At 45.1% G+C, this 25,600-nt stretch carries 19 protein-coding genes and 1 pseudogene; 8 read left to right on the forward strand and 12 right to left on the reverse strand.

Going from position 1 to position 25,600, the window contains the following annotated elements; all coding sequences use genetic code 11:
- Positions 1 to 5 precede the first annotated feature (5 nt).
- The 9 genes from FJD32_RS17740 to FJD32_RS17780 all read right to left on the reverse strand — a co-directional run bounded on the left by FJD32_RS17740 (position 6) and on the right by FJD32_RS17780 (position 9,639).
- On the reverse strand, positions 6 to 638 hold the full coding sequence (locus tag FJD32_RS17740) for an NADH:ubiquinone reductase (Na(+)-transporting) subunit D (RefSeq protein ID WP_037415013.1): 633 nt from the start codon (positions 636 to 638) through the stop codon (positions 6 to 8).
- Positions 638 to 1,426 (reverse strand): Na(+)-translocating NADH-quinone reductase subunit C, encoded by a 789-nt coding sequence (locus FJD32_RS17745; protein ID WP_037415022.1) that lies wholly within the window; start codon positions 1,424 to 1,426, stop codon positions 638 to 640. Before FJD32_RS17745 ends, FJD32_RS17740 begins: the two co-directional genes overlap by 1 nt.
- Positions 1,419 to 2,618 (reverse strand): NADH:ubiquinone reductase (Na(+)-transporting) subunit B, encoded by a 1,200-nt coding sequence (locus FJD32_RS17750; protein WP_037415023.1) that lies wholly within the window; start codon positions 2,616 to 2,618, stop codon positions 1,419 to 1,421. The genes FJD32_RS17745 and FJD32_RS17750 overlap by 8 nt, the downstream gene beginning before the upstream one ends.
- Positions 2,618 to 3,952, reverse strand: coding sequence for a Na(+)-translocating NADH-quinone reductase subunit A (locus FJD32_RS17755; protein ID WP_037415063.1), 1,335 nt, complete (start codon positions 3,950 to 3,952; stop codon positions 2,618 to 2,620). The genes FJD32_RS17750 and FJD32_RS17755 overlap by 1 nt, the downstream gene beginning before the upstream one ends.
- A gap of 403 nt (positions 3,953 to 4,355) precedes the next feature.
- Complete coding sequence (locus FJD32_RS17760; protein ID WP_140906703.1) at positions 4,356 to 6,407, reverse strand: TonB-dependent receptor; 2,052 nt, start codon at positions 6,405 to 6,407, stop codon at positions 4,356 to 4,358.
- Positions 6,408 to 6,537: 130 nt separating this feature from the next.
- A complete protein-coding gene (gene luxS, locus FJD32_RS17765) occupies positions 6,538 to 7,047 on the reverse strand; it encodes an S-ribosylhomocysteine lyase (protein WP_037415025.1) in 510 nt (169 codons plus the stop codon).
- Positions 7,048 to 7,202: 155 nt separating this feature from the next.
- On the reverse strand, positions 7,203 to 8,309 hold the full coding sequence (locus FJD32_RS17770) for a TRAP transporter substrate-binding protein (RefSeq protein WP_037427064.1): 1,107 nt from the start codon (positions 8,307 to 8,309) through the stop codon (positions 7,203 to 7,205).
- A gap of 212 nt (positions 8,310 to 8,521) precedes the next feature.
- The gene (locus FJD32_RS17775; RefSeq protein WP_037415031.1) at positions 8,522 to 8,842 is read right to left on the reverse strand and encodes a BolA family protein; all 321 of its coding nucleotides are present in this window, start codon (positions 8,840 to 8,842) and stop codon (positions 8,522 to 8,524) included.
- A 134-nt stretch (positions 8,843 to 8,976) separates the two neighbouring features.
- Entirely contained in the window at positions 8,977 to 9,639 is a 663-nt protein-coding gene (locus tag FJD32_RS17780) for an alpha-ketoglutarate-dependent dioxygenase AlkB (RefSeq protein WP_037427067.1), read from the reverse strand.
- A gap of 259 nt (positions 9,640 to 9,898) precedes the next feature.
- Between FJD32_RS17780 and FJD32_RS17785 the strand changes: the two genes are divergently transcribed.
- Both FJD32_RS17785 and FJD32_RS17790 read left to right on the forward strand, forming a co-directional pair.
- On the forward strand, positions 9,899 to 11,032 hold the full coding sequence (locus FJD32_RS17785; protein ID WP_037427119.1) for a methyltransferase: 1,134 nt from the start codon (positions 9,899 to 9,901) through the stop codon (positions 11,030 to 11,032).
- A 211-nt stretch (positions 11,033 to 11,243) separates the two neighbouring features.
- A complete protein-coding gene (locus tag FJD32_RS17790) occupies positions 11,244 to 14,396 on the forward strand; it encodes a DUF2339 domain-containing protein (RefSeq protein ID WP_037427069.1) in 3,153 nt (1,050 codons plus the stop codon).
- Between the two features lie 78 nt (positions 14,397 to 14,474).
- On the opposite strand, the gene FJD32_RS17795 is transcribed toward FJD32_RS17790, so the two are convergent.
- Positions 14,475 to 15,767, reverse strand: coding sequence for an aminotransferase class I/II-fold pyridoxal phosphate-dependent enzyme (locus FJD32_RS17795; RefSeq protein WP_037427071.1), 1,293 nt, complete (start codon positions 15,765 to 15,767; stop codon positions 14,475 to 14,477).
- A gap of 586 nt (positions 15,768 to 16,353) precedes the next feature.
- Between FJD32_RS17795 and FJD32_RS17800 the strand changes: the two genes are divergently transcribed.
- Complete coding sequence (locus FJD32_RS17800; RefSeq protein WP_037427074.1) at positions 16,354 to 16,752, forward strand: GreA/GreB family elongation factor; 399 nt, start codon at positions 16,354 to 16,356, stop codon at positions 16,750 to 16,752.
- Positions 16,753 to 17,281: 529 nt separating this feature from the next.
- Here FJD32_RS17800 and FJD32_RS17805 read toward each other — a convergent pair.
- The gene (locus FJD32_RS17805) at positions 17,282 to 18,061 is read right to left on the reverse strand and encodes a helix-turn-helix transcriptional regulator (protein WP_088586016.1); all 780 of its coding nucleotides are present in this window, start codon (positions 18,059 to 18,061) and stop codon (positions 17,282 to 17,284) included.
- Between the two features lie 186 nt (positions 18,062 to 18,247).
- Here FJD32_RS17805 and FJD32_RS17810 point away from each other — a divergent pair, with 186 nt between their 5' ends.
- Both FJD32_RS17810 and FJD32_RS17815 read left to right on the forward strand, forming a co-directional pair.
- Positions 18,248 to 19,138 (forward strand): DMT family transporter, encoded by an 891-nt coding sequence (locus tag FJD32_RS17810; RefSeq protein ID WP_088586017.1) that lies wholly within the window; start codon positions 18,248 to 18,250, stop codon positions 19,136 to 19,138.
- Positions 19,139 to 19,272: 134 nt separating this feature from the next.
- A complete protein-coding gene (locus FJD32_RS17815; protein WP_088586018.1) occupies positions 19,273 to 20,904 on the forward strand; it encodes a methyl-accepting chemotaxis protein in 1,632 nt (543 codons plus the stop codon).
- Between the two features lie 149 nt (positions 20,905 to 21,053).
- Here the strand turns inward: FJD32_RS17815 and FJD32_RS17820 are convergent.
- Positions 21,054 to 21,889 (reverse strand): annotated as a pseudogene (locus tag FJD32_RS17820) (FAD:protein FMN transferase).
- Between the two features lie 562 nt (positions 21,890 to 22,451).
- On the opposite strand from FJD32_RS17820, the gene FJD32_RS17825 reads away from it, so the two are divergent.
- The 3 genes from FJD32_RS17825 to FJD32_RS17835 all read left to right on the forward strand — a co-directional run bounded on the left by FJD32_RS17825 (position 22,452) and on the right by FJD32_RS17835 (position 25,453).
- Entirely contained in the window at positions 22,452 to 23,789 is a 1,338-nt protein-coding gene (locus FJD32_RS17825) for a Na+/H+ antiporter NhaC family protein (protein WP_088586020.1), read from the forward strand.
- 192 nt (positions 23,790 to 23,981) lie between these two features.
- Positions 23,982 to 24,677: a hypothetical protein gene (locus FJD32_RS17830; protein ID WP_088586021.1), complete on the forward strand. Its 696-nt coding sequence runs from the start codon at positions 23,982 to 23,984 to the stop codon at positions 24,675 to 24,677.
- 11 nt (positions 24,678 to 24,688) lie between these two features.
- A complete protein-coding gene (locus FJD32_RS17835) occupies positions 24,689 to 25,453 on the forward strand; it encodes a 23S rRNA pseudouridine(2604) synthase RluF (RefSeq protein ID WP_088586022.1) in 765 nt (254 codons plus the stop codon).
- Positions 25,454 to 25,600: the final 147 nt, after the last annotated feature.

Raw genomic sequence — 25,600 nt, forward strand, 5'->3', positions numbered from 1 at the left:
CTCAATTACCCTTTTGCTTCAACTTGCTCTGGCTTATAGGTACGAATAATCCAAATCAGCATACCGATTAGGAAGAACGCACTTGGTGGCAGTAATAGCAAACCATTTGGTTGATACCAACCACCATCAGAGATCTTGTGCAGGATTTCAACACCGAACAGAGAACCGTTACCAAACAGTTCACGCACGAAGCCAACGGCTAACAGAATCGCACCGTAACCTAAACCGTTACCGATACCATCCATAAAGCTCATCATTGGTGGTGTTTTCATCGCATAGGCTTCAGCGCGTCCCATTACGATACAGTTCGTAATGATAAGACCCACGAATACCGATAACTGCTTAGAAATCTGATAAGCATAAGCCTGCAGCAATTGGTCAACCACAATTACCAGAGAGGCAATAATGGTCATCTGCACGATAATACGTACGCTACTAGGAATATGATTACGGATCATTGAGATAAACAGGTTCGAAAACGCTGTTACCGCAGTTAATGCCAACGCCATTACCAGTGCAGTTTCGAGCTTGCTCGTTACCGCTAACGCACTACATACACCAAGGACTTGTAATGCAATCGGGTTGTTGTTGACGATAGGTCCAGTCAGAACCTGTTTCAGTTCTTTAGCGTCAGACATTAGCTGAGACCTCCATTGCGTGCTTTTTCAATGAAACTCGCAAAACCTTCTTTACCTAACCAGAACGTCAGAGAGTGTTGAACACCGTTACTGGTCAGAGTCGCGCCGGATAATGCATCTACACCGTATTCAGTGCTAGCAACAGCGGGGTTTTTGGTTACGCTGATCGCAATATTACCTTGCGCATCAAATAACTTTTTACCATGCCATTTCGCTTTCCACTGAGCGTTTTGGACTTCACCACCCAGACCAGGGGTTTCGCCTTGCTCGTAGTAAACTAAGCTTTGAATCGTGTTCAGATCAGCATCTAACGCGAGGAAAGCATACATAGTCGACCACAAGCCATAACCATGGATAGGCAGGATCACACTGGTTAACTTACCTTGATCGTCGCGAACCAGATAAACCACTGCATCTTCTGAAACACGCTTAACTGAAGCGATATCGTTTTCAGGTACAAATGAGGTTTTCACATCGCGAGACGCTTTGCGTTGATCAAATGTATTGGCGTCAACACCTTCAACCCAATCACCAGTTTTTAAGTTAACTAACTTAGCTTCGATATGCTTACCGTAAGTTTCCAAAATTTGCGCTTTAGTCACTTTACCGGCTTTAGTGTCAATCAGACCCGCAGCTTCCAGAATGTACTTTTGCTTATCAAGCAGTTTATTTTCTGCTTGAGTTGGGCGCAGTAATACTGCCGCAGTCGACACAAATATCGCACAAATTAGACATAAGCCAACGACGATAAATAGCGTTCTTCCGAACGAATCTCTATTACTAGCCACGAGCAATCCTCCGCTTGATATTTGCCTGAACCACGAAGTGGTCGAACAATGGCGCGAACAAGTTAGCAAACAGAATCGCTAACATCATGCCTTCTGGGAACGCAGGGTTAATCACGCGGATAAACACAGCCATTGCACCAATCAAGATACCGTATGCCCATTTAGCTTGGTTAGTGAATGACGCAGACACTGGGTCAGTCGCCATAAACATCATGCCAAATGCAAAACCACCTAACACTAAGTGCCAGTACCAAGGCATTGCAAACATTGGGTTAGTGTCGCTACCCACAACGTTCAGCAGCGTAGAAATGGCAATCATACCCAGCATTACACCACCCACGATGCGCCATGATGCGATACGGGTATAGATGATGACCAAACCACCTAAAAGAATCGCTAGCGTAGACACTTCACCGACAGAACCTGGAATGAAACCGAAGAACGCATCCCACCAGTTTTGGTTGAAGGCATAATCCAAATTGCCCGCAGCAGCTTGACTCAGTGCAGTCGCACCAGAGTAACCGTCAGCCACAACCCATGTAGTGTCACCAGACATGTTCAATGGGTAAGCGAAGAACAGGAATGCACGACCGGCAAGCGCTGGGTTTAAGAAGTTACGCCCTGTACCACCGAACACTTCCTTAGCCACAACCACACCGAAGGTGATACCTAGTGCCACCATCCATAATGGAATCGTTGCTGGCAAAGTTAAGGCGAACAGGATAGAGGTAACGAAGAAACCCTCGTTAACTTCATGACCGCGGATAGAGGCAAACAACACTTCCCAAATACCACCGACAGCAAACGTCACCGCGTAGATAGGTAGGAAGAAACAGGCGCCATACCACATTAATGCAGGCCAACCAGAGTTTGCTGTCAGTTCAGTACCGAACATGCCAAACAAGCTCACTTGCCATACATCTGGGGTCGCAAAACCCGCAATTAATGCGAGTTGTGCTTGTAAACCTACGTTGTACATACCGACGAACATCGCGGGAAATGCACAGGCCCAAACCGTAATCATCATACGTTTTAGGTCAAGGTTATCGCGAACATGGGTTTTTCCCTTGTTCACTTTACCTGGCGTATAAAAAATGGTGTATGCCGCTTCGAAGAGGGCATAAAACTTTTCGTATTTACCGCCTTTCTCGAAGTCGGGTTCAATACGTTCGAAAAAATCTTTCAAGCTCATTAGCCTTCCCTCTCGATCGTATCTAAACAGTCACGCAGATATGAACCGTAGTCATATTTGCCTGGACATACGAACGTACACAGTGCGAGATCTTCTTCATCTAACTCTAACGCGCCTAGGGTAGCCGCACCGTCAAAGTCACCCGAAATCAGGTCACGCAGTAACATTGTAGGAAGAATATCCAGAGGCATTACACGCTCAAAGTTACCGATTGGCACCATTGCACGGTCCGAGCCACCAGTGCTCGTTGTCATATTGAACAAACGAGAAGAGCTTAAGTGACCAAGGAATGCGCGAGTGATAGAGAACTTGTTGGCGCCAGGCAATACCCAACCCAAAAATTCTTTTTCAGTACCTTCTTCAAGCAGACTGACCTGCATATGGTAACGGCCTAAATATCCTTGAGGACCAACTGCAGTACGGCCATTCAGCACAGAGCCTGAAATGAAACGCACGTTACCATCTAAGGTTTCGCCAGCAGTCAACTCAGTCATGCTTGCACCTAAAACAGTGCGAACCAAACGTGGCTTAGCCGCTTTAGGACCGGCAATTGCAACCACACGTTCGGTATTCAGTTGACCCGTTGTAAATAGCTGACCAATGGCTATTACATCTTGGTAACCGACATGCCAAACAGTACGTTTTGCAGAAGCTGGAAGTAGGAAATGGATATGAGTACCAACAAGACCTGCAGGGTGAACACCGGCAAATTCTTCAACTTGGGCATTAGCAGCAGGAATATCGGCGCCAGGCGCTTTGCAAAGGTAAACTTTACCTTCGGTAAGTCTTGCTAAGACTTTAAGACCATTAGCAAAATCTTCTTTATGCTCGCGGATCACCACTACGGGATCGGCAGCATGGGGTTGCGTATCAATGGCGGTTACAAATATACCCGCAGCAGAAGAATCTACGGCTGGCACTTTGCTGAAAGGACGAGTACGCAATGCAGTCCATAAACCTGACTCAATCAGGTTGTCACGGACCAGTTGCGAGTCAAGCGTATCAAGAGCAGTGGCGTCATACTTAGCAAAGGAAACGCTTTCGTTACCTTCCACTTGAATAACAACAGACTGCAGCACACGCTGGGCGCCCCGGTTAATGTCTAATATAGTACCACTGGCTAAAGCCGTATATTTTACGCCAGGATTTTTCTTATCTTCGAAAATCACCTGACCTTTTTGTACTTTATCGCCCACTTTGATCTTCATCGTTGGACGTAAGCCAATATACTCTTCACCCAAAGTAGCTACATGTTTAATGGCTGGGCCATTATGGATAACTTGCTCTGGTCCGCCTGCTATAGGCAGTTCCAATCCTTTCTTAATTGTAATCATATCCACAAGCACTACGTTTTGAAGGAAAGACAATGCGCCGCGTTCCTGCTAAATACGTAGGTTTTAAACAAAACCTACTGCATTGAGCTAGCGCAGATTTATCACAGAAATGCGATCGCAATCACGCTGGTCGCGCGCATTTTACCCCAATTGCCGTGCCATCGCCACGAAAATTATAGGTGTTTTCAAACCTAAAATAAGGATTTAAAAGAATCATGCACTACAGCGTTCACCTTCCGACCGAGTGAGGGCTCAGAAAGAGAGAGTATTACGGTCACTAAATACTATAACATTAATTTTAAAAGAATTAATTTAGCAAAAGGTCGATATATCAAGATAACCAGAAATATAAATACCTTTTCGCTTTCTTGCTGAACAATCGTCAAACAAGATTTAACTCAGTTTAGAAACGCCATTGATAGCCCAAATAGCTGATCCGTCCATTTTCTACTCGAATTCCGCTATTTGATGCTGAGGTTACCAAGGACTCATCAAGTAGATTTTCGACCCGAACATACAATCGATGGTGCTTATCAATATCGTAATTAGCCGCTATATCGGCACGCCATTGACCGTCAACACGCTGCAACTCACTACCATACTGACTGAAATCACGCTCAGATTGATAAGCAGCAACAAGGTTTAATTGATATTGGGCGTATTCAATCCCCGCACTCAATTGCAATTGATGCTCGGGTAACCAAGCCAGTTTGTCGCCCTCCAGGACGCAGCCTTGGATATCGGTGCAGGTGCTCGTCTGATATTCAGCGCTAAGATACTGATAGCTTAAGCCTAAGGGCAATTCAAATTCACCCAGCATCCACTGATAACCTAGGCCGAGTTCAATCCCATAGCTGAGCACATCAGGAATATTCTCTTGGGTGAGTAGACGACTATCAACACACATGGAATAGCTATCACAATCAACATGTAGATTATCAAATTCTTGCACATAGGCGCGCAAATCGGCCTTAATCCCTTCGCTCGCATATTGGGCGCTGACTTGATAATGGAGTGACTCCTGTGCTTCCTGAGTAAGATTGCCTGCACTCGCGGCTGCCCACGCTCGGCGGATATCAGTACTAAAGCGCCAATCGCCAGCGTCATACAGTACACCAAATTGTGGCATCCAATCGCTATCAGAAAAGTCAGCCTCATCAAGCCCTGCAAAGACTAAGCTAAGCTCACGATTGACACTGACATGCTCGTAAGTAAGCCCTAACTTGATTTGCATACCTTGCCAACGCCATAAAGAGTCGATTGCCGACGTCAGCGCAGTGGCATCATCGGTGTAAGCTAACACCGCATTAGACTCATCACGCACTATACTTCTGTCCGCTTGCCACAAAGCCGTTTGATCACCGAAACGCATTTCGGCTTTATCGGTATGATAACGAGCACTGTAGGTAATTTGATGCTCTCCATATTGGTTTATCGCCTGAGTCTGAGCACCAAACGCACTGTAATCATTATCTTGTACCAACATATTGATATCGGCACCATTAACACTGGGATTTCGGTCAAAGGCGGCAATGTCGTAAAGCGTTCCCAAGCCAATATTTTGCCCATTAAACGCGCCAAGCTGATCCAGTTGTTGTGAATATGATTGATAGTAAAAGTCGCTAATCACTCGACTGTCACCCAAATCCACTTGATGTGATAACTGGTATTTATGCTGTCTCCCTTGGTGGTTATCTTGTGCTGTAGCGGAATATAGCTGTAATGGATCTTGCTGCCAGTCGGCAGCCGTTATCCCAAGCAATGAGCGATAACTATCGTCATCGATAAATTGATAGGTAAATTCAGTTTGCTGTGGACTGCGAGCACCAAGCAAGCTCGTGGCGTTGACCTTAAATAAGATATCCGTTTTTTTTCTGTCAGCATCACTGCCGTTTAAAAAATTCGCATCGCCTTGTTGTTTTAAATAATTGGCGGCAAATAAGGCTCCGTATTCTTTTTGCTTAACGCCCCAACGCAGGCCAGCATTTACATCGGAATCTGTTGTCCCCTCAATTTGAACACTGCCGGATTGCGGGCGCTCAATAATGTTAAGGCTTTGATAATCCACAACCCCAAACGCTCCCTGACCACCAACAGCCATATTGGCCAGTGGTGTAGTCGTCACACTTTGCTGTAATAAAAGATGGGGTAAGAGTTGCAGTTGAGGGGCTGAGTAAGGCGCAGGTGAGAAATACACCCGATCTTGCATTACAGCGACACCTTGGCTGGCAGAACGCATACTGATATTGGCGGAATTGCCACTATGGTCAGCTCGAAGCAAGGTTAAGCTATTAAGATTGCTTAATTGCATCGCATCATCGCTGGAATGGTACTGATCATTGAGCTTGGCTAAATCGAGCGTTTGAGAATAAAGGGGATTTGCATTGAGTGAGTTAGCGTAAATACAGGAAACCGCCAGCGCGGTCAGCGACATGACAAAATAGCGACTTGGCATACCAAGCTCCCAAAATTTTTGTTAGCGTACGGCGTTTGTTGTTATTTTGTAAAATAGCGGAATTAGTTCGAAAAAAAAAGCGACTAATGTCGCTTTCTTGACGCTTTCGCGTTAAGCCCATATTGGCGGCTTAGAGTTTACCTAAAATCTCATCACTGAGTTTTAAATCATCGTTGCGGTTAACACTCACACCAGCAGCAATAATATTGCGTGCAATTTCCTGTGCTTGCTCCAAAGAGTGCATCTCGTAGGTACCGCATTGATATTCGTTCAGCTCAGGAATTTCAGATTGTTCAACGACTTTCAGCACATCTTCCATAGAAGCAAGCCAAGCATCCGCCACTTGATGTTCAGTGGGCACACCAATCAGGCTCATATAAAACCCAGTGCGGCAGCCCATTGGCGAAATATCAATAATTTCCACATCATTGCCATTTAGATGATCACGCATAAAGCCTGCAAATAAATGTTCCAAAGTGTGAATACCACGCTCGCTAAGGATATCTTTATTCGGCGCGCAAAAACGTAGATCGAATACTGTGATCGCATCACCTTTGGGGGTAGTCATATGTTTGGCGACACGCACAGCAGGTGCATTCATTCGAGTATGGTCAACAGTAAAGCTATCAAGTAATGGCATAGGGATCTCCAAATTATCAGGGCGATACAACGACACTGTCGCTATCTATTTATATGAGTGCAAGCATAACACCAAACAGTAACAAGTTAACGCAAGATGAAATCATCTCATATCAGTAAGGTGCTAATATGAACATTTTGGGTAAATAGCCATCATTAATGCTGTCGTTGTTGGCTGTAGGCATCTTCAGAAATCTTATGGTATTCACGCACGCCTTGCTCATAAGCATGATAAGCCCTATAGACTTTGTCCATCATGGGATCTTGTTGCGCCTGCTCTGCAATCACCTGTTGTGAGATCCGTTCAAGTTCAGTTAACACAGCAGACGGAAACGCCTTAAGCTCTACCCCTTCCTCTTTTACAAGAGTTTCAAGTGCACTGACATTACGCGTGGTGTATTCATCCAACATATCTTGATTAATGGCACGCGCAGCCGTCTTAACGATGGCTTGCAAATCTTTAGGCAGATTCTCAAAAGCGTCCTTGTTAATTAAAAACTCCATATTGGAACCTGGTTCATGCCAACCGGGATAGTAATAATATTTAGCCACTTTATGTAAGCCAAAGGCGAGATCATTCACAGGCCCAACCCACTCAGCCGCATCGATTGAACCAGTTTGCAGAGCACCATAGAGTTCTCTTCCTGGCATATTGACGGGCACAGCACCGACACGTTTGAGCACCTCACCGCCTAAGCCTGGCATGCGGATCTTCAATCCTTTAAAGTCAGCTATCGTATTAATGGGTTTATTAAACCAACCACCCATTTGCATTCCCGTATTGCCACCAGCCAGAGGGATAATGCCAAAGGGACGATAGACTTCCTCCCACAGCGCCATACCACCACCATAATGTAACCAGCCGTTCATCTCTTGTGCTGTCATCCCAAAGGGAATTGAAGAAAAAAACTGGGAGGCGGGGGCTTTGCCCTTCCAATAATAGGAGGCTGCATGCGCCATCTGGATTTTACCTTGGCTAACGCCATCGAATACCGCAAAGGCAGGCATTAATTCTCCCGCGCCGTAGACGCTAATGTGCAATCGGCCGTGGGACATCTCATAGACAAGCGTGGCAAAACGCTCGGGGGCCATGCCTAACCCAGGAAAATTTTTTGGCCAAGATGTGGCTAAACGCCATTCAATCACCTCTTTAACAGGAGGCCCTTCAGCAACGGAAATAGACTCCGCATGTTGAGATGAGGGATTACAGCCAGTCACGCCAAAAAACAATACCGCTAATAACAGCCCCCCCAAATAACGCATCACGCACTCCCCGCAACAAAAACTGTTAACCACATGAAAAATAGCACTCTTTTTGTAGAAAATAGGCGCTTAACTCAATAAATAGAACATATTGTTAACACAGAATATTCGACAGGGGAACCTAAGAATGAGACCAATTTGACTTAAAACAAAAAGCCACTTTAATAAAGTGGCTTTTTGTTTTAAGCATGACCCGTCCTAAATAGCGATAATTAGCCGCGACAATTGGGAGTTTTAGGCACCTCGACGTTCGTCGCCCATTCACTTTGAGTAAAGGTATGAATAGATAGCGCGTGGACACCATTAGCTAACTCATCGGCTAAACAGTTGTTCACCAAGCGATGACGGGCAAGCAAACGGAGCCCTTCAAATTCATCGCTGACCACCACAACTTTAAAGTGAGTCTCTGAATTAGGAGGTACATGATGACGATGACTTTCGTTTAGCACTTCTAAATAGGTTGGTGAGAAGCTCTCAGTTAACTTCTGATTGATGGTCTCAGCCACTGTGCTCTGCACTTGGGTATTGGACATATTCAACTCTCAATATGGGTAAATCCAGTGGCCGCAGAGTACTGCTTCAAGTATAAAAGATCAAATTTCAGCGCCCGTTTTGCAACTTAAAACCTAACAAATCCGACAACATTTTGAATTCAATAACCTTTCAATTATCCATGATAATTAACGATAAGTTGCCTAAATGTGTAGTTCCAACGAGGCTCTGTGACCTTTAGGCGCTTAGGTACACTGTGCAACCAGTCACGTTGCATAGGCCAGTGCATAATTAATAAATCACCACTATGTAAACTAATCGTGTATTTAAGCTTGCTATGTTTATGTTTCATCACAAAATCACGAGTCGCACCTAAGCTGATGGAGGCAATATCGCTGCCGTGGGCAATTTCAGGTTCATCATCACTATGGGCCCCCATACAATCCTGGCCATCGGCGTAACGGTTAACTAACACCCCATTACTGCCAAGGCTAAAATCTCGCTGCAATTTATCGCGTAATTTTTGCAGATACTGAGGCCAAGGCAAGGCGCGAATAAATAGCCCCGAATACATATAGTCACATCCCAAATCGCCATACCAAACCTGCTGGCGAGGGATCGAATGGTATCGTCCAAACACTTGAATTTGCGGGCTAGTAAGCGGATATGATTGCGCCTCATTAATCAACGCATTTTGCTGCGCCTTACCTAGATAATCCCGCACTAAGGTGATAGGTGGTTCGAGTTGTCCAATATCGAGGCTTTCGATGGCAAGCACATCATCAGGTGTATCCAAAGGATAATCCTCAAATTCGAATCCTAATTCAGCTTGTTTCATACCCCCACCTTATTCACAGTTCGCTCTTTCGACAATCAGCCTAACGCCAATGATAGTAGTGTTTTACGTAGGTTTGCGCAGCGTTGCGAGTCAACAGTGTATCCAGCCTCAGTCTGAGGATTCAAATTTGACCAGTAAACTTGGCTGCCATGGTACGGCATCAAAGACATACTTCAAGGTATACAAACTAAGGCAAACATCGCAAGCGGCCATGAAATCTGCGATAATCAGCGCCTTATTTTTATTGGCACAACACAACATGACGACACAATTTTCAGTAGCAGGAATAGAACTCGCACTATTTCGCTATCCCGCATCGCAGGAATCGAATCTTCAAGCGTGGGATGCCGCAGACGAGCATTTAATCAATAGTTTGATTGAAGGTGAACAACCAGCTGTGCCAACGGCCATTATTAACGATAGTTTTGGCGCCTTAAGTTGCGCCCTCTCGCGTATCAATCCCAACTGGCCGCTTCGCGTTGAAACCGATGCCAGAACCAGTTTTTTAGGTGCCGAGCAAAATCATCATCACAATCAGTTGCCGATGGATAACCTGCAATGGTTTACCAGTCGCGACACCTTGCCTCAAGATGTCGCCTTAGTGTTGATGAAATTACCGAAGAATCTCACCTACTTTGCCCACCAGCTCATGCGCCTGTCGCAGGTATTACCGGCTGGCTGTCGCGTCTTCGTTGGCGCAAAAGCCAAATCAATCAACGCGAGTTTACTGGCATTATTTGCTAAACACTTGGGGCCAGCGAGCGCCAGCCTTGCTTGGAAGAAAACCCGCGTGATCACTTGTATTAGTGATGGTAAGCCAAGAACACTGCCAAATGAAATCATTTGGGATATTCCAGGGGTTAACCTGAAAATCAGCAACTTAAGCAACGTATTTGCCGCCAACAAGCTCGATATTGGCGCACGAATTATGCTCGACAATCTACCCCAAGGAGAGTTTAAAACGGTTGTCGACCTTGGCTGTGGTAATGGCGTGCTCGGGCTTCGTGCCGCCCAATTATATCCCAATGCCGATATCCATTTTATCGATGACTCCGAAATGGCTGTTGCCTCGGCAAACGCCAATTGGACAACCAATCAACTCCCCGAAGGTAAGGGACATTTTCATTGGGATGATTGCATGAGCCACTTTCCCGATAATGTAGAGCCTGATTTAGTGCTGTGTAATCCGCCCTTCCATCAAGGTGAGGCCATTACCGATCATATTGCTTGGCAAATGTTTTTAGATGCCCGTCGTCGGTTAAAAAATGGTGGGATTTTACATATCGTTGGCAATCGCCACTTGGCTTATCATGTGAAATTACAACGCTTATTTAAAAACTGCACCACCGTCGCCTCAAATGGCAAATTTGTCATCCTGCAAGCCCAAAAATAGTCCTTTCTACACCGCGAAACTGGCGCTAGCGATTAGCGCTGTTTTCGCAAAATTAGCTCAGATGCTCATCATCAGAATGTTCTGAACAGCGGCTTTTAACTAGCCGCCGCCCGAAGTTGTCAGTACAATCCGCGAAAGCAAATACATAAAACTAAACAACTTAGACTTTTATGTACCTGATTTATATGGATAGCGTATTTAGGATACTGATATGCAGTTAAAGGATGACGTAGAGCAACTCAAGGCAGAATTGACGCAATTAACGTTGCAGCACCTCGCGCAGCAATCTTCACTTGACCGCCAACTAGCTGAGTTCTCAGCCAAACTCGATTCCTTAAGCTTAAAGCTTGAACAGCAAAATAATGGTTTCATTCACACGAGCAGCATAACTGAGCAATCTGCTGCCGAGTCATCCCCGATTGCGTTCACAACAGATGCCCACGCAATGGCGAGCCATGCCGCTCTGCAGTCCGAAACGGTTTCACATCCTATTGAGTCACAAGCCCCTGCCACGTCACCTTGGCAGGATGATCCATGGCTGCGCCAAACTAACCCGCGCTCTCGCGAGCAACATGATTCGCCACAAGCCACTGATTTCGAGCTGATAAAGCAAACTAGGGTAGAACTAGGTGTTCAAGCAACAAGCCAAGTTGAAGCCCAAGTAGAAGCCTTTTTATCGCAAGGTATTGCCGCAATAATGGCTCCCTTTGTGGCCATAAAAGAACAGCTAAAAGGCTTCTATCAACATTATCAAGCGAAGGGCTTGGGGCCAGTGTTTTTAATGACTGTGGCCGGCATTATTACCCTCACCCTAGGTTTTGGTTATCTGCTGCAATATTCCATCAATCACTGGTTTTCTGAACTTGGTAAAGCATTACTCGGTTTTGGCTGTGCAAATGCGATTATCGCTGGCGGCATTTTTATCCGTCAAAAACGCCAAGGTATGGCCGATTTTGGCTCGGGAATCGTTGGATTAGGGCTGATCTTAAACTACCTGTGCGCTTATTTTATTGGCCCCTATTTTGAGATTATTCCCAACGGCGCCAGCTTTATTCTATTGCTATTGATTACCTTAGCGGGCTATGGCCTTTCAATGCGCCTCGATGCTAAAGTCATTGCGGTCATCGCCTTAATTGGTGGCTCAACGGCACCGATAATGCTGTTATCCCAAAGCTATGCGCCGCTGCTATATATTCCCTACTTACTGCTGATTGGTACTGGGGCATTAGCACAAAGCCGCAAATTGCAGTGGCCATTACTGCTTGAAATGACCGCCTTATTACATATCGCTTGTATTGAAGCCTTCAGCTATTTTGTCGATTTACCACTCCAGCAATGGCACAGCGAAGCTGTGCTGGCCGTTGTGAGTCTTAACGCGCTCTTTTATCTCTATGGGCTAGCTGGGCTTATCGTTAACTCATCGACAACATCACTAAGCCATAGGGTATTGGCACTGCCGATTGCGTTATTGGCTTTTGTGATCTTTGAACTGACACAATTTACTGAGTTTGCAGGGGAAATATTTGTCGCTAACGCACTAGTCTGCGTAGGGCTATACCTCAAACTTAACAATCGGCTCGCTAAATCCCAATCTAGCCTCTTGCTAGTGTTTGGCGGAAGCTTTGCCGCCTTTGCGGCACTTTATCTGGTAAGCCATGATTTCTTAGGATTAGTATTGCTACTCGAGGCAATATTACTGTTGTGGATTGGTCTCAACGAAAAACTGATTTCAGTGCGCGCCGAAGCCTATGTCTTGCTAGTGATGGGACTGGCGCTCAATGCCTACAGCCTACTCTCGGGCTTGACCTTACTCGAACTCGGCGGCTTATCGCCAGTGGGTGCCCTTGGCTTCCCCCTTATCGCATTAGCTTTAAGTGCTGGCGGATTGTTATTTACAATCAATCAATTAAAAACTAATGAATCAACACTCTCCACCTTAGAAGGGCAACTCTGTTATCTGCTAAAAGAAACCCTCAGCGGGTTTTATGTCGCGACGCTATTGATTACAGCTTATCTTGTTAGCAGTGATTACTACCTCGCCATTGTGCCACTCCTTAGCCTGTTACTCTTATATTTAAGTAGCAAAGATAAACTGGTGGTCAGTGAGTTTGCCGCCTGGCTATTGCTGCTACCATTGTTGTTTGCTGTAATCGAAGGCGTTACCCTCTCCGGCAGCATGAGTTTTAGTGCACAACCACTGATGGCCAAACTCGCGCGGATTGAATTGTTCGCCGCCCTATTGTTGGGTCATTATTGGTATCGTAGATACTATCCAGAATCCTTATTCGCTCAGGCCGCTAAACAGATACAAATCGGCTGTTATCTTCTTTTACCACTGTTTTTATTACCTAAAGTCATCCGCAGTTATTGGGAGTTTACCGCAGCCGCATTCTGGTTTAGCGGCCTATTCAGCCTTGGACTTGCCTATTTGGTTAGACACAAAGCCCTTGAGATTGAAACTAAAATTCTGACCTGGCTTGCCATACTCACCACAGCGAGCTTATGTCTGATTGAAATCTGGCAAGGGCTTATTGCGCTGCTGATTGGCATGCTTGTTATGGGATTTGTACTCATTCGTTATCGCACTCTCCCCGACAGATGGCGTCAGCTATTGACCCTTCAATGGCAACTGAGCCCCTATTACTTTGCACTGCCGTTGGCTGTACTTGTCTATGGATTAAATCGCACTGATGTGGTGGCTTGGTCGATGACGGCTTTAGCGCTCAGTGGCTACTTTGCACTATTACTCCAAAGAGGAGCTAACCATACGGGCGAAAAGACCAGCTTATTCGGTCACATTGCCTGTGAAATCCAAGCCGCAGTGCGCTCAAGCTACAGTCTTGCCTACGGTCTTTGCCTTGGCCTAGCGCTGCTGCCTATCCTGCTGCATTTTGAGATATCGTTGAGAGTAGATTTAAATAATGCGTTACTGATCCTCTGCGAATTTACCGCCTTAGCATTGCTTGCCACGCTGATATTATGCCGCGGCGTTGCTATCCGTTTACATAGACGCTTCTTACCGCTGCAATGGTTGAAATGGGGTTGGCATGGATTACTTGCGCTCAGCTATCTCACCTGGAGTTATGTATTTGATAACATGATTGCCGCGCCGCTCAGTGCGATTTTATTAGTGGTGCATGGCAGTGTATTGATGTTTATCAGCTTAAAACCCCAACATGCGGATATGATCCGCCTCGCCGCAGGGCTCTTTACCTTAGCCACGCTCAAGGTGTTATTACTGGATATGGCGTCCTTTGAACTGGTGCAAAAAGTGATCGCCTTTATGTTAATTGGAGTCATTTTACTGAGCGTATCTTACTTCTATCAAAAAGCGCGTAACCGCCTTCAAGAAGCAAATGAGTAAGAGACATTTATCCTTCAAACGCAAAAGGCCGCTTCTACTAGCGGCCTTTTTCAAACACATACGATGATATGACAAACTTTACATCAAAGCTTTTTCCAGCGCCTGCGAAACATCGGCGATAATATCGTCGATATGTTCAATGCCGACGGAAATACGAATGAGATCTTCAGACACCCCAGCTCTAGCAAGTTCATTCGCATCCAGCTGTCTGTGGGTGGTGCTAGCAGGATGACAAGCTAACGATTTCGCATCACCAATGTTCACTAAGCGCAAAATCATCTTCAGGGCATCAATAAATTTACCTCCCGCGATTTTACCTTCCTCTGGCGTTGCCGCTTTAATACCAAAACTGATGATCCCAGAGGCTTTACCGCCAGTGATCTTTTCACAATTCTCACGGTAAGGACTGCTCGGCAAAGCACCATAATTTACCCAGCTAACGGAAGGATGCAGTATCAAGTATTCGGCCAATGCCAACGCATTTGAGCAATGGCGCTCCATTCTAAGGCTTAAGGTTTCAAGCCCCTGTAACAGTAAAAAAGCACTGTGGGGTGAAAGTGCCGCCCCCGTATTACGCAGCGGCACCACACGGCAACGTCCGATAAAGGCCGCAGGGCCAAAGGCTTCGGTGTAGACCACGCCGTGGTAGGAAGGATCGGCCTGATTTAGCAAGGGAAAACGTTCTTTATTCGCCATCCAATCGAATTTACCCGAATCGATAATCACACCGCCAATGGTTGTACCATGGCCGCCAATGTATTTAGTGAGGGAATGAATAACGATATCGGCACCATGCTCAAACGGGCGACATAGTACTGGCGTGGCGACAGTGTTATCGACAATTAAAGGCACACCATGTTTATGGGCAATCTCGGCTAAACGTTTAAGGTCGACAATATTACCGGCGGGGTTACCGATAGACTCACAAAATAACGCCTTGGTTTTGGCATCGATTAAAGCTTCAAGTCCTTCAAAATCATCAAAGGCCGCCATCCGCACTTCGACTCCTTGGCGCGGCAGCGTATGGGCAAACAGATTGTAAGTACCGCCATAGAGCTGGCTGGTGCTGACGATATTATCGCCAACCTGAGTAAGAGCTTGAATCGCATAGGTAATAGCCGCCATGCCAGACGCCACAGCAAGCGCACCGATCCCGCCTTCAATGGCGGCAAGACGCTGCTCAAGTACGCTGGTCGTTGGATTCATAATCCGCGTATAAATATTGCCAGCGACTTTTAAGTCAAATAAATCAGCACCATGCTGGGTATCATCGAAGGTATAGGACGTCGTTTGATAAATAGGTACCGCAGCAGCTTTAGTCGTTGCCTCAGACTCATATCCGTGGTGTAACGCCAGTGATTCAAGTTTCATTTTTGCTTCCTTCCCCTGAAAAATTCCCAACCATTGCGCCTAAGCCAACACAAACATTGGGGGCACTTTGCGAAAATAGACACTAAAACCGCACAAGATTTGTGCACTGCACCCAAGCTACCAGACGGCCATCTAGAAGTCTAAACATTTTTATACATAGTGCTTTAAAATTTAACAGCTGCAATTAAAGAACAAGTATTTTGAGTAAAATAAGTTTTATCCAGTTATCCGTTATTATATTGTTATTAATATGACAATCATTTTCAGACTTGCTTTATTTTTTTAGTTGGCCTATGGTATGGACAGTTTATTAATCATTAACTCTGTTAGATGATTAATTTAATCTTAAAATTATATGGAGATGTAGCCCGTGTTAAAAAATGCATTTTCATTACTCAGACTTAAGTCAGCTTGGTTAATGCTGAATACACTTGATTATTTATCCCGCGCGGCACGCCTGTCCCTTAAATTCCCAGTTTAAGCCGAGTGCTACTCGCACTCGGCATCTGATTACCCACATTTCAATTTATTGCTCCTATTTTTATGCTGGGGCTTAGCTGTTATCTAGCTCATATTTGGGGTAGCTATGTTTTATTCTTTTTTTAGTAATCTATTTCAGTCTTTTATGTTGAAAACAGAAACCTATTACTTGCAAAACAGTTTTAATGCCTCATTACGCCCCACCGCACTGGCGGCGGTGATAGCAAAGCTCGATCAACTTAAAAGTGAAGAAACCCTAGATAAAGTGACCGTTGGGCGTGAAGTGCTCCTCGTTAATCAACAGGATCAGCAGGAGTATCGTATAGAACTGGTATACCCACCTAGACACAAACCAAGAGCGGGTCGCTACTCTGTCATTTCCGATTTAGGTGTGAGCTTACTGGGCCGAACCAAAGGTGAATATGCTGAGGTAAATATTTTAGGTAAGCCCGTGCTGTTTATGGTGAAGGATATTTCACTTAGCAAGAGACAACCTAAAAATTAACGGCAAAACTAACAGCATTAGAATAAAGCATGTTCAAATTTCAGTGGCAACATGCTTTTAGGTCGCTATTTGCGGCGGCATCTAGCACAGGCATAAAAATATATTGGAGGATACGATTTTGAAGTTATTGACTGGCCGCGAAATAAATTAATAGCAGAGAGCTAACACTTACTCCTCTTAAAAACTTACTAAGTATGGCAGCGCTTATGTAGAAACCATAAAGAGGTCAAAGTGTTTTATCTCGCTCAGAATGCTTTAAATTATTCAAATTTATCGATAGATTAATTTGAACTAACTGTCGGTGAGAATGCGGCGCTACACTCGATAGTTTGACTTTACTTAATCTCATTTTAGTTAGGAGTATTTTCCATGAGTAAAGAAAAAGCGAAAAAACCGCCGATGAAAACCTTAAAAGAGAAGCGACAGGATAAGCGGAATCGCCAAAAAGCCTCCGATTAATGCCTGTTATAAAAATCCCTTAAATCCTCTCTTTTATGACATAGGGTGCGGCAATAGCCGCGCCCTATTTTTATGCCAGCTGGCGGCGATATTGCTCGGGTGAGTATTGAGCATATTTTTTAAACATCACAATATAGGGTGAAGTTTGGTTATAGCCCAATGTCAGGGCAACTTCTTTGATTGATAAGCCTTCACGTAGCAATTGCAACGAATAAATAAACTTATGTCGCTGACGCAATTCAGTAAAACTCATTCCAAGGCGGTCTTGGCAACGCCGAGCGAGTGTGCGTTCTGTGGTATGTAATTCACTCGCCCAGCTTTTAAGACTTATTTGACTGGCTGGCTCGAGTTCAAGTTGCTGCAAAATAGGTTGCAACAGTTTATCGGTACTCGAAGGCAAAAATTGTGGCTGCGCCTGACCTAAGATTAACTGGTCAATTAACACCTCAACCAAACGTTTATCCGCATCCGTTTGTGCAACACGCACCTGTCGCTGGCGGAGATCGTTCACTATTGCCTGCGCTATCGGCGTCACCGCAAGTAAACAAGTTTCATCAGGAAAAACCTGCGCCCGACAGGCAACAATATTCAATGAGCAATAATGGATACTGCGGCGGGTGTAACTCTCATGCTCTACGCCTGCTGGCACCCAAATCGCATATTGGGATGGCGACAAAAATCGTTGTCCAGCCGCATGCAACTCCATAATGCCACCACTGATCAGCTGTAATTGCCCCCAAATGTGGCTATGTTTTGGTGTAATGGTATTGGGCAGAAAGGCTTCATAGTTGAAGAAAATATCTGCCACTGGCGCTTGCTCAGAATTAAGTGGATGGTAAACAGGGTGCATCGTACTCCTAAAACTCGACTTTACATCCAATCAAAACATCGATTGATGCGGTGGTTGTCTATTGAGGAACTGACATTGTCTTTTAAGCAATATTTATATCATAAAAGACCAGCAATAATAGCGACTATCTATGACAGCACGTTTGCCACTTGGCATCGGCTCGTTTCCCCCAATGAAGACTGACCTATGTTGTATTTATTTCCACTACTCGCCGTAATGATTTGGGCGGGTAACGCCATTGTTAACAAACTTTCCTTTGGAATTATCGCCCCTGAAGACATTGCCTTTTATCGCTGGTTTTTTGCCATGCTTGTGCTTACCCCTTTTATGCTCAAACCCGTCTTGAAAAAACGTAGAACAATCATTCCTCTACTACCGAAATTAGCGACCTTAGCCGCCTTAGGAATGGTATTAAACCAAAGCCTTGCCTATTTTGCCGCCGCGACGACAACCGCCACCAATATGGCATTAATCAACTCGATAGTGCCTATGGTAAGCCTGTTTTTGGCGGTACCTTTACTCAAGCAAAGGCTCTCGCCATTAGTTTTTGCTGGCAGCCTAATCTCACTGCTGGGCTTAGTGTTTATGCTAAGCCACGGGGATATGGCTAATCTGGCGATAGGGGTTACTGAGGGGGATTTATTATTACTTATCAGTGCGTTTGTGTACGCCCTTTATGGGGTACTGCTAAAACGCTGGCAGCTACCGATATCGACGTGGGAATCAGTGTATATTCAGGGCATTATCGCTGTGTTGATGTTAACTCCGCTGCTGTTTACTGCGCCAAGCGTCACGATTAGCAGCCAAGCTGCACCACTTATTGTGTATGCCGCCCTTGGTGCATCACTCATCGCCCCTTGGGCGTGGATTAATGGCATTAGCAAATTGGGCGCCGAACGCACCAGTATTTTCTTCAATCTAATGCCAATTCTGGCGGCTATATTTGCGGCGATAATCTTAAATGAGACCTTAGCCATTTATCACTACCTTGGCGGTTCAATGGTTATCTTGGGGGTAATGTTAGTGCAGATAAAGCCCAAACCTAAAATATCAGCCCTAAGCGCCTGTGCTGATTAAATCGACTCAATAGCCCCATATCAGTGGGGCTTTCCTACGATGATTCTCCTTAATTGTCTGTTGTTACTGCAAACCACAAAATAGCGACTAAGCTATTTAATAAGCAATTTTGTCAGTACGTTATGGAGTACCCTATGTTTAATAGTATTCGAGTAAAGTTTTCGCTGATGTTTGCCATTATGGCGACCGCCTTGATCGTTATGGCAATTACTGATGCTATGCAAAGCCGCTCAACTCTTAAGCAAATGCAGGAGTTTAGTCAGTTATTTAATCCTGCGATTTCAGCCATTCTCAACGCTGACCGCGATCTCTACCAAGCACAGCTAAGTGAAGAAGTGTTACTCAGATCCGATCTGGGTAGTGACAGCCGTAAAAGCGAAATAGATAACTGGCAAGAGAATGTCGATCAGGCCCGCGATCGAATGGGGGAGTTTAAAAAACTCTTGCAGGATCATGCCCCAGTATTGCAATCCACCAATGGCTTTGAAGCACAGTTTTCGCTCTGGTATCAAGCCTCATCTGACGTGATAAATGCAGTAAAAAATAGTCAGTTTGACCTAGCAAGACAACTACACGAAAGCAAATCCAAAAAAGAGTTTAAAGCCCTAAGAAACATCTACAATACCGCAGGTGAAGCCGCCGACAATCGCGTTAAAGAACTGGATTTACAAGCCACCGAGCAGGCTACAGCCCAAACTCAAATGTCAGTTACGATCGCTACGCTTGTCGCTATTGTCGCCCTCGTGATTGCCTACTTTGGCCCTAAGATTATCGTCAACGCGATTCAAGACATTACTAATAGAATTAATGACATAGTCGATGGTGATGGCAACTTAACCCAACGAATTCCTATCACTCGCCAAGATGAAATTGGCGAACTGGCCAATGCTTTTAACTTGTTCGTTGCCCAGCTGCAACAGATGGTAATCGCCATTATCAGCCAAACCAAAGATGTGAGCCATACTGTTGAAAACCTAGCGACTAAATCAGCTACTACCATAGGGATCAGCCACGAGCAGGAACAATTTGTCGACACCATAGTTACAGCCGTAAATGAAATGAGTGCAGCGGTAAGGGAAGTGGCCAGCAACGCCCTGCATACTGCTACCGAAATCACTAAGGTCAATGATCAGACTATTGAGGGGAAAAAAATCCTCACGCAATCGGTGCATCATATTCAGCAATTGTCTGAATCGGTTAAAAATGCAGTCGCTGTTATCGAAAAGCTCTCCGTCAACTCCGCTAATATTGCCTCGGTACTAGATGTGATCCGCTCAATTGCGGAGCAAACTAATCTGCTCGCTCTTAATGCTGCCATTGAGGCTGCTCGTGCTGGTGAACAAGGGCGTGGTTTTGCGGTGGTCGCCGATGAAGTACGTACTCTGGCGAGTCGTACCGAAACGTCGACTCAAGATATTCAGAGCATGATCGAAGAATTGCAGCGGGGCGTTAATGATGCGGTGAAGAGTATTGAATCAGGCGCCAGCCTCACCCATTCGACGGTTACCCTTGCCAGTCAGACACAAGATGCCTTAGATCAGATCCTAAATTCCACTTCTAAAGTCAGTGAGATGTCGACTCAAACCGCGACCGCAACAGAAGAACAAACCCACGTCACTGAGGAAATCAATCGTAACTTGACCGAACTGTCTGATAAAACAAGATATTGCAATATAGTGATCCAAGAAACACAGCAAATAGTGGTCAATACCCGAGCCATTTGTAGCAATCTACAAAAAGAAGTCTCACGCTTTAAAGTCGCTTAAAGAGAGGCATTTGAGATACTGGCCAAGCCCAAAAGGATTGGCCTGTTTTCATTTAAAACAATGGCTTGAAGAGAATAATCCGATAGGTACATCAAACTGCGGCACGTCAACCACACCGCCTTAGTACCGAGCATGTTTAAATATAACGGTTAACAGACTAACTGGCCGCCGAGCTGATTAATTTTATCTTTTGCAGCTTTAGCTGAAAGATAACCTGCCACCTTGGTTAGTGCATCTGCACGCCATGCGAAAGGCGCTTGAACGCTAACAACACGCTCATTAGACGCATCAAAGCTCATCATATCGACATTACCTGTCGGCAGTAATAATGCTGGACAACCTAGGCTCAATTGCTGCGAAACTCGTGAGCTTGCCAGAGCCTGCGGACTGTTATCTTCTGGCTTAATCCATTTGAGCCTCGACAAAGCACATCCAAGGAGGCAGAACCAAATACTCGCAAGTCCCCTCCCGCATTGACCCAACCACCAGAAACCCCTGCACGACGTAACTCACTTACTGCCATATCAACCGCATACCCCTTTGCGATACCGTCAAAAGTAACAATAAATGGCCGAGCTAACCGCGCTTGGTTCCCTTTAATTTCAATATCTTTCCAATCGCCCTGCAAAAGTAGCGGCATACCAAGGTAGCAAGGTAACGCCCCGCGAGACATCATTTCACCACCAATGGTGCAATTAAATAAGTTGTCGCTGGCTTTACCAAACCACTTGGCTAATTTAAATACCCTTAGACTATCTTGGCTTAGGGTGACCCAATGGCCAGGCTGACGGTTTAGAAGATTTAACTCACTATCTTGCTGATGAAAACTTAATAAACGTCCAATTTGTGTAATGCGAGAAAAAGCCGCAGTAATCGCAGCTTGAATGGCTTGCTCATCGAGTGTTGGTTGGCTGGGTTCTTCAACTACCGATTCGACTGCAATTTCAATTAACGTGCCCAGTAATGGCTTAGCTCTTCGTATCACGATGCTGCTGGCTATGTGAGGTGTGGATGAAGGATCACCGTTTTACCGCATCTGGTTACTAACAGCAAGAGTGGCCTTAGTATGTTATGCGAAAAGATACCCGCAAAATTAAAATGTTAAAAACTAACATAACTCCTCACACTCTCAGCACGTAGTACTGTGTCAAAAACAACAGAAAACCTAACAACACCGAATCGTACACCAACTTAAGATCCACTAAACTGTATCAGCGGTGGAGGAAGAAATAGCCCCCTATTGCTATATTACTGAGTAATCCACATTTAGCATTGGCTAACAACAACCAGTAAATCATTAATAGAATAATTTTAATATACTGTTTATTAAGATTAAAAATTAAGACAAACCACGATTTAAACCTCTTTTTAACGAACAGATTACAACGGAAGTAAAAACATCTAGACGTCTAGATTGACAGTAAATTGGCAATCCAATATGCTTGGCACCAAGTTGCTAGGATATGATGCCAAGGCGACATAGATTTAGAGCGAGTTTGACTGCCAAGGAGCACGCAGACAACCCGCCGAGTAAAAGAGAAATTACATTGAGTCAATCAACCCAAACCACTGCACCGAGTAACCCGGCATCATTTGTTGCCCTATTACCCTTATTCGTTTTTTTAAGTCTGTTTATTGGCGCAGGCGTCTATTTCCAAAGCCAAGGTGTGGACTTTGCTTTCTATCAATTACCGAGTGTTATCGCTATTCTGCCGGCCATTATTTTGGCTTTGGTGCTATCAAAGCAAAAATTAAATCAAGCCATTGATACCTTTATTGGTGGAATTGGCCATAGCAATATTATTGCCATGTGTTTAATTTACTTGCTGGCTGGCGGCTTTGCGGCGGTAGCGAAAGCCACTGGCGGTGTCGATGCAACCGTAGCCTTAGGTTTATCTCTTATTCCCTCAAACCTATTACTGCCAGGCTTTTTTGTGATTGCCGCCTTTATTGCAACGGCCATGGGTACCTCTATGGGCACGATCGCCGCCGTGGCACCTATCGCCTTAGGCGTTGCCGATCAGGCACAAATTGATTATGCCCTGATGGCCGGCGCCGTGATGTCTGGCGCACTGTTTGGTGATAACCTCTCAATTATTTCGGATACCACGATTGCGGCCACTCGAACTCAAGGCTGTGATATGAAAGATAAATTCCGCGAGAACCTGATTTTTGCCATCCCAGCTTCACTGCTGACCTTTGTTGCCTTTGTCATCGCAGGACAAGGCCAAGCCGCTCTAGCCGCTCAAGATATCGACTTTATTAAGGTGATTCCTTACCTGACGATTCTAGTATTAGCAGTTGCAGGACTAAACGTATTTGTCGTCTTAACCTTAGGCATACTGCTTGCGGGTGCCACTGGCTTGCTGACGATGGACTATGGCGTAATCCAATTTGGTAAGGATATCTACGCGGGCTTTAGCAATATGCAGGAAATTTTTATCCTGTCGATGTTAGTCGGTGGTTTAGCCGCGCTGATGCAGCAACAAGGTGGTTTAGCCTTTGTGAGCAAACAGATTGAAAAGCTCATCACCCGTTTCTCAAAAGCTCAAGGCGAAGCCTCATGCCGCGCGGCAGAATTAGGGATGGCGGGAATTGTAGCCGTGACCAATAGCTGCGTTGCTAACAATACGGTGTCGATTGTTGTCACTGGTGACATTGCGAAAGATCTTGCAGAAAAACACGGCGTAACACCTAAACGAGCTGCCAGTGTACTCGATATTTTTGCCTGTATTATCCAAGGGTTAATACCCTATGGTGCACAAGCGCTGTTAATCGCCTCGACATTTAGCATCACACCGCTAGCAGCCGTGTCCCATGCATGGTATTGCATGATCCTCGCAGCAGTAGCCATTGCAATTGTCATTTTCCGTAAACGCCACTGATGTAGTTAAGTATCACAAGGTTTATTGAAAGCAACACAAAACAAAGGGAGCCACTTGACTGGCTCCCTTTGTTTTAAAGGTTAAAAATTTACCATTATTTAGAATACTTGCCATCATGAAGGGATTCAGGCAAGTTACACCCGATTATTCAACCTTGCCCCTTAACCCACACCACTATTCATTAAAAACCAAATGAATCCAAGACAGCGTGAACCCAGTTTTTACGATTTACATCGCCTAATCACTTGGTTGATTGTGGGAGCCGCACTGCTCAGTGCGATAGGAGTGATGGTCGCGCTGTATGGACAATACCAAACCATGGGCGTTAGCGCCCTATTTATCCGCGCCGATTTTTTAGGGGACTATACCCATTCGCCCCTTGCCTATGTGTTTAATTTAGGATTATTGGCCGCAGGGATTTGCATGCTGATCTCAATGGCTGGGCTGTACTTACTCAAGCTCGATAGCTTTAGCCAATATATTGCACTCACAGGAGTTTGGGTTGGCACTTCGGTGATTTTGATGGGCATTTTTCCGATTAACTTTTTAACCATGCATAGACTGGTTTCCACTAGCTATCTCTTAAGCACGCTAACCTTGCATGCCTTAGTGATTATTGCCGGAGTCGTTCCTAAATTTATCTGCCCAAGGCCCTTGTTTTACTTGAGTTTATTAAGTTTTATCAGCGCTATTAGCCTGAGTTTACAACTGGATTGGAGCCAACTGGATTTTCCGCCCTGTGATATAGACAATCATTTCTGTTTGGTTAGTACCAATATGTGGCTGCAAACGAACCTCAATATTATTTGGTGCTTAAGCCTTGCATTTGCGATGCGTCGTTTATCCAAAATCCTGTATTATCGCGCCCAAGTCCATCACCCGTTTTAACTTAATTATTTATGCGTCTAGCTAAATACCTTGCCCAATGTGGCCTCAGTTCACGCCGAGAAGCCTGCCGCTTAATTGAGGCAGGACGCATTACGCGAAATGGTAAGATTGCCACACATCACGACCCAGTCCAGCTCGATGCAGATGGTCAATGCCTTGATAGTATTTGCTTGGATGCAAAGCCTGTATTAGGCAGCGAAACTCCTACCTATTGGCTATTCAATAAGGCCGTAGGTACAGATTGCCGTTTACTCAAAGACGATAAATCCAGCTTGCTCCACTTACTGCCACCAACACCAAGACTCTACCCCGTCGGCAGATTAGATAAGGATTCCCGCGGATTATTGCTGCTCACTAACGATGGCGAACTCACCCACAAACTGATGCACCCCAGTTTTGCCCACAGTAAAACCTATCATGTGCAGCTAGAGAGGGCCTTCACCGATGAGTTTATTAAGCTAATGGCCAGCGGCGTAAAGTACAAAGAGGTAGATACTCTCCCCTGTAACGTTCGTAGGCTTAGTGAAGATAAATTTGAAATAGTGCTGATCCAAGGCTTAAATCGGCAAATTCGGCGGATGTCCAGCGCCTTAGGTTATAAGGTTATCGATTTACAGCGAGTGGCCTTAATGACACTCAGCCTTGAAACAGTAAGCGAAGATAATTGTACAGAAAGCAAAGCAGCAACAAACACACTAAACACTCTACCAGAGGGAGAAATGCGACCGCTAACACCCACTGAAATTACAACGCTAAAAGCCGCACTAGCGATATAGTCAGATGAGGTGTGGTAACGAATCTCAGACCAATGTGACGTTACGCCCCATAAACCATTTATTCAGCTAAAAGATTTTACACTGTGCAGCGCTAACGAGGTAACCTGAGCTCGGGATAAGTAGAGCCGCTGAATAGGCATCTTTTCG

The sequence above is a fragment of the Shewanella sp. LC6 genome, from assembly GCF_006385735.2.
GTDB lineage: Bacteria > Pseudomonadota > Gammaproteobacteria > Enterobacterales > Shewanellaceae > Shewanella > Shewanella xiamenensis.

What these genes read in the sequence shown, in the direction of transcription:
- FJD32_RS17775 (WP_037415031.1), bottom strand. Translation starts at nt 8,842, where the DNA reads ATGTCCAATACCCAAGTGCAGAGCACAGTGGCTGAGACCATCAATCAG.
- FJD32_RS17790 (WP_037427069.1), top strand. Translation starts at nt 11,244, where the DNA reads ATGCAGTTAAAGGATGACGTAGAGCAACTCAAGGCAGAATTGACGCAA.
- FJD32_RS17740 (WP_037415013.1), bottom strand. Translation starts at nt 638, where the DNA reads ATGTCTGACGCTAAAGAACTGAAACAGGTTCTGACTGGACCTATCGTC.
- FJD32_RS17810 (WP_088586017.1), top strand. Translation starts at nt 18,248, where the DNA reads ATGTTGTATTTATTTCCACTACTCGCCGTAATGATTTGGGCGGGTAAC.
- FJD32_RS17835 (WP_088586022.1), top strand. Translation starts at nt 24,689, where the DNA reads ATGCGTCTAGCTAAATACCTTGCCCAATGTGGCCTCAGTTCACGCCGA.
- FJD32_RS17795 (WP_037427071.1), bottom strand. Translation starts at nt 15,767, where the DNA reads ATGAAACTTGAATCACTGGCGTTACACCACGGATATGAGTCTGAGGCA.
- luxS (WP_037415025.1), bottom strand. Translation starts at nt 7,047, where the DNA reads ATGCCATTACTTGATAGCTTTACTGTTGACCATACTCGAATGAATGCA.
- FJD32_RS17805 (WP_088586016.1), bottom strand. Translation starts at nt 18,061, where the DNA reads ATGCACCCTGTTTACCATCCACTTAATTCTGAGCAAGCGCCAGTGGCA.
- FJD32_RS17770 (WP_037427064.1), bottom strand. Translation starts at nt 8,309, where the DNA reads ATGCGTTATTTGGGGGGGCTGTTATTAGCGGTATTGTTTTTTGGCGTG.
- FJD32_RS17800 (WP_037427074.1), top strand. Translation starts at nt 16,354, where the DNA reads ATGTTTTATTCTTTTTTTAGTAATCTATTTCAGTCTTTTATGTTGAAA.
- FJD32_RS17760 (WP_140906703.1), bottom strand. Translation starts at nt 6,407, where the DNA reads ATGCCAAGTCGCTATTTTGTCATGTCGCTGACCGCGCTGGCGGTTTCC.
- FJD32_RS17750 (WP_037415023.1), bottom strand. Translation starts at nt 2,618, where the DNA reads ATGAGCTTGAAAGATTTTTTCGAACGTATTGAACCCGACTTCGAGAAA.
- FJD32_RS17830 (WP_088586021.1), top strand. Translation starts at nt 23,982, where the DNA reads ATGAATCCAAGACAGCGTGAACCCAGTTTTTACGATTTACATCGCCTA.
- FJD32_RS17785 (WP_037427119.1), top strand. Translation starts at nt 9,899, where the DNA reads ATGACGACACAATTTTCAGTAGCAGGAATAGAACTCGCACTATTTCGC.
- FJD32_RS17815 (WP_088586018.1), top strand. Translation starts at nt 19,273, where the DNA reads ATGTTTAATAGTATTCGAGTAAAGTTTTCGCTGATGTTTGCCATTATG.
- FJD32_RS17755 (WP_037415063.1), bottom strand. Translation starts at nt 3,952, where the DNA reads ATGATTACAATTAAGAAAGGATTGGAACTGCCTATAGCAGGCGGACCA.
- FJD32_RS17780 (WP_037427067.1), bottom strand. Translation starts at nt 9,639, where the DNA reads ATGAAACAAGCTGAATTAGGATTCGAATTTGAGGATTATCCTTTGGAT.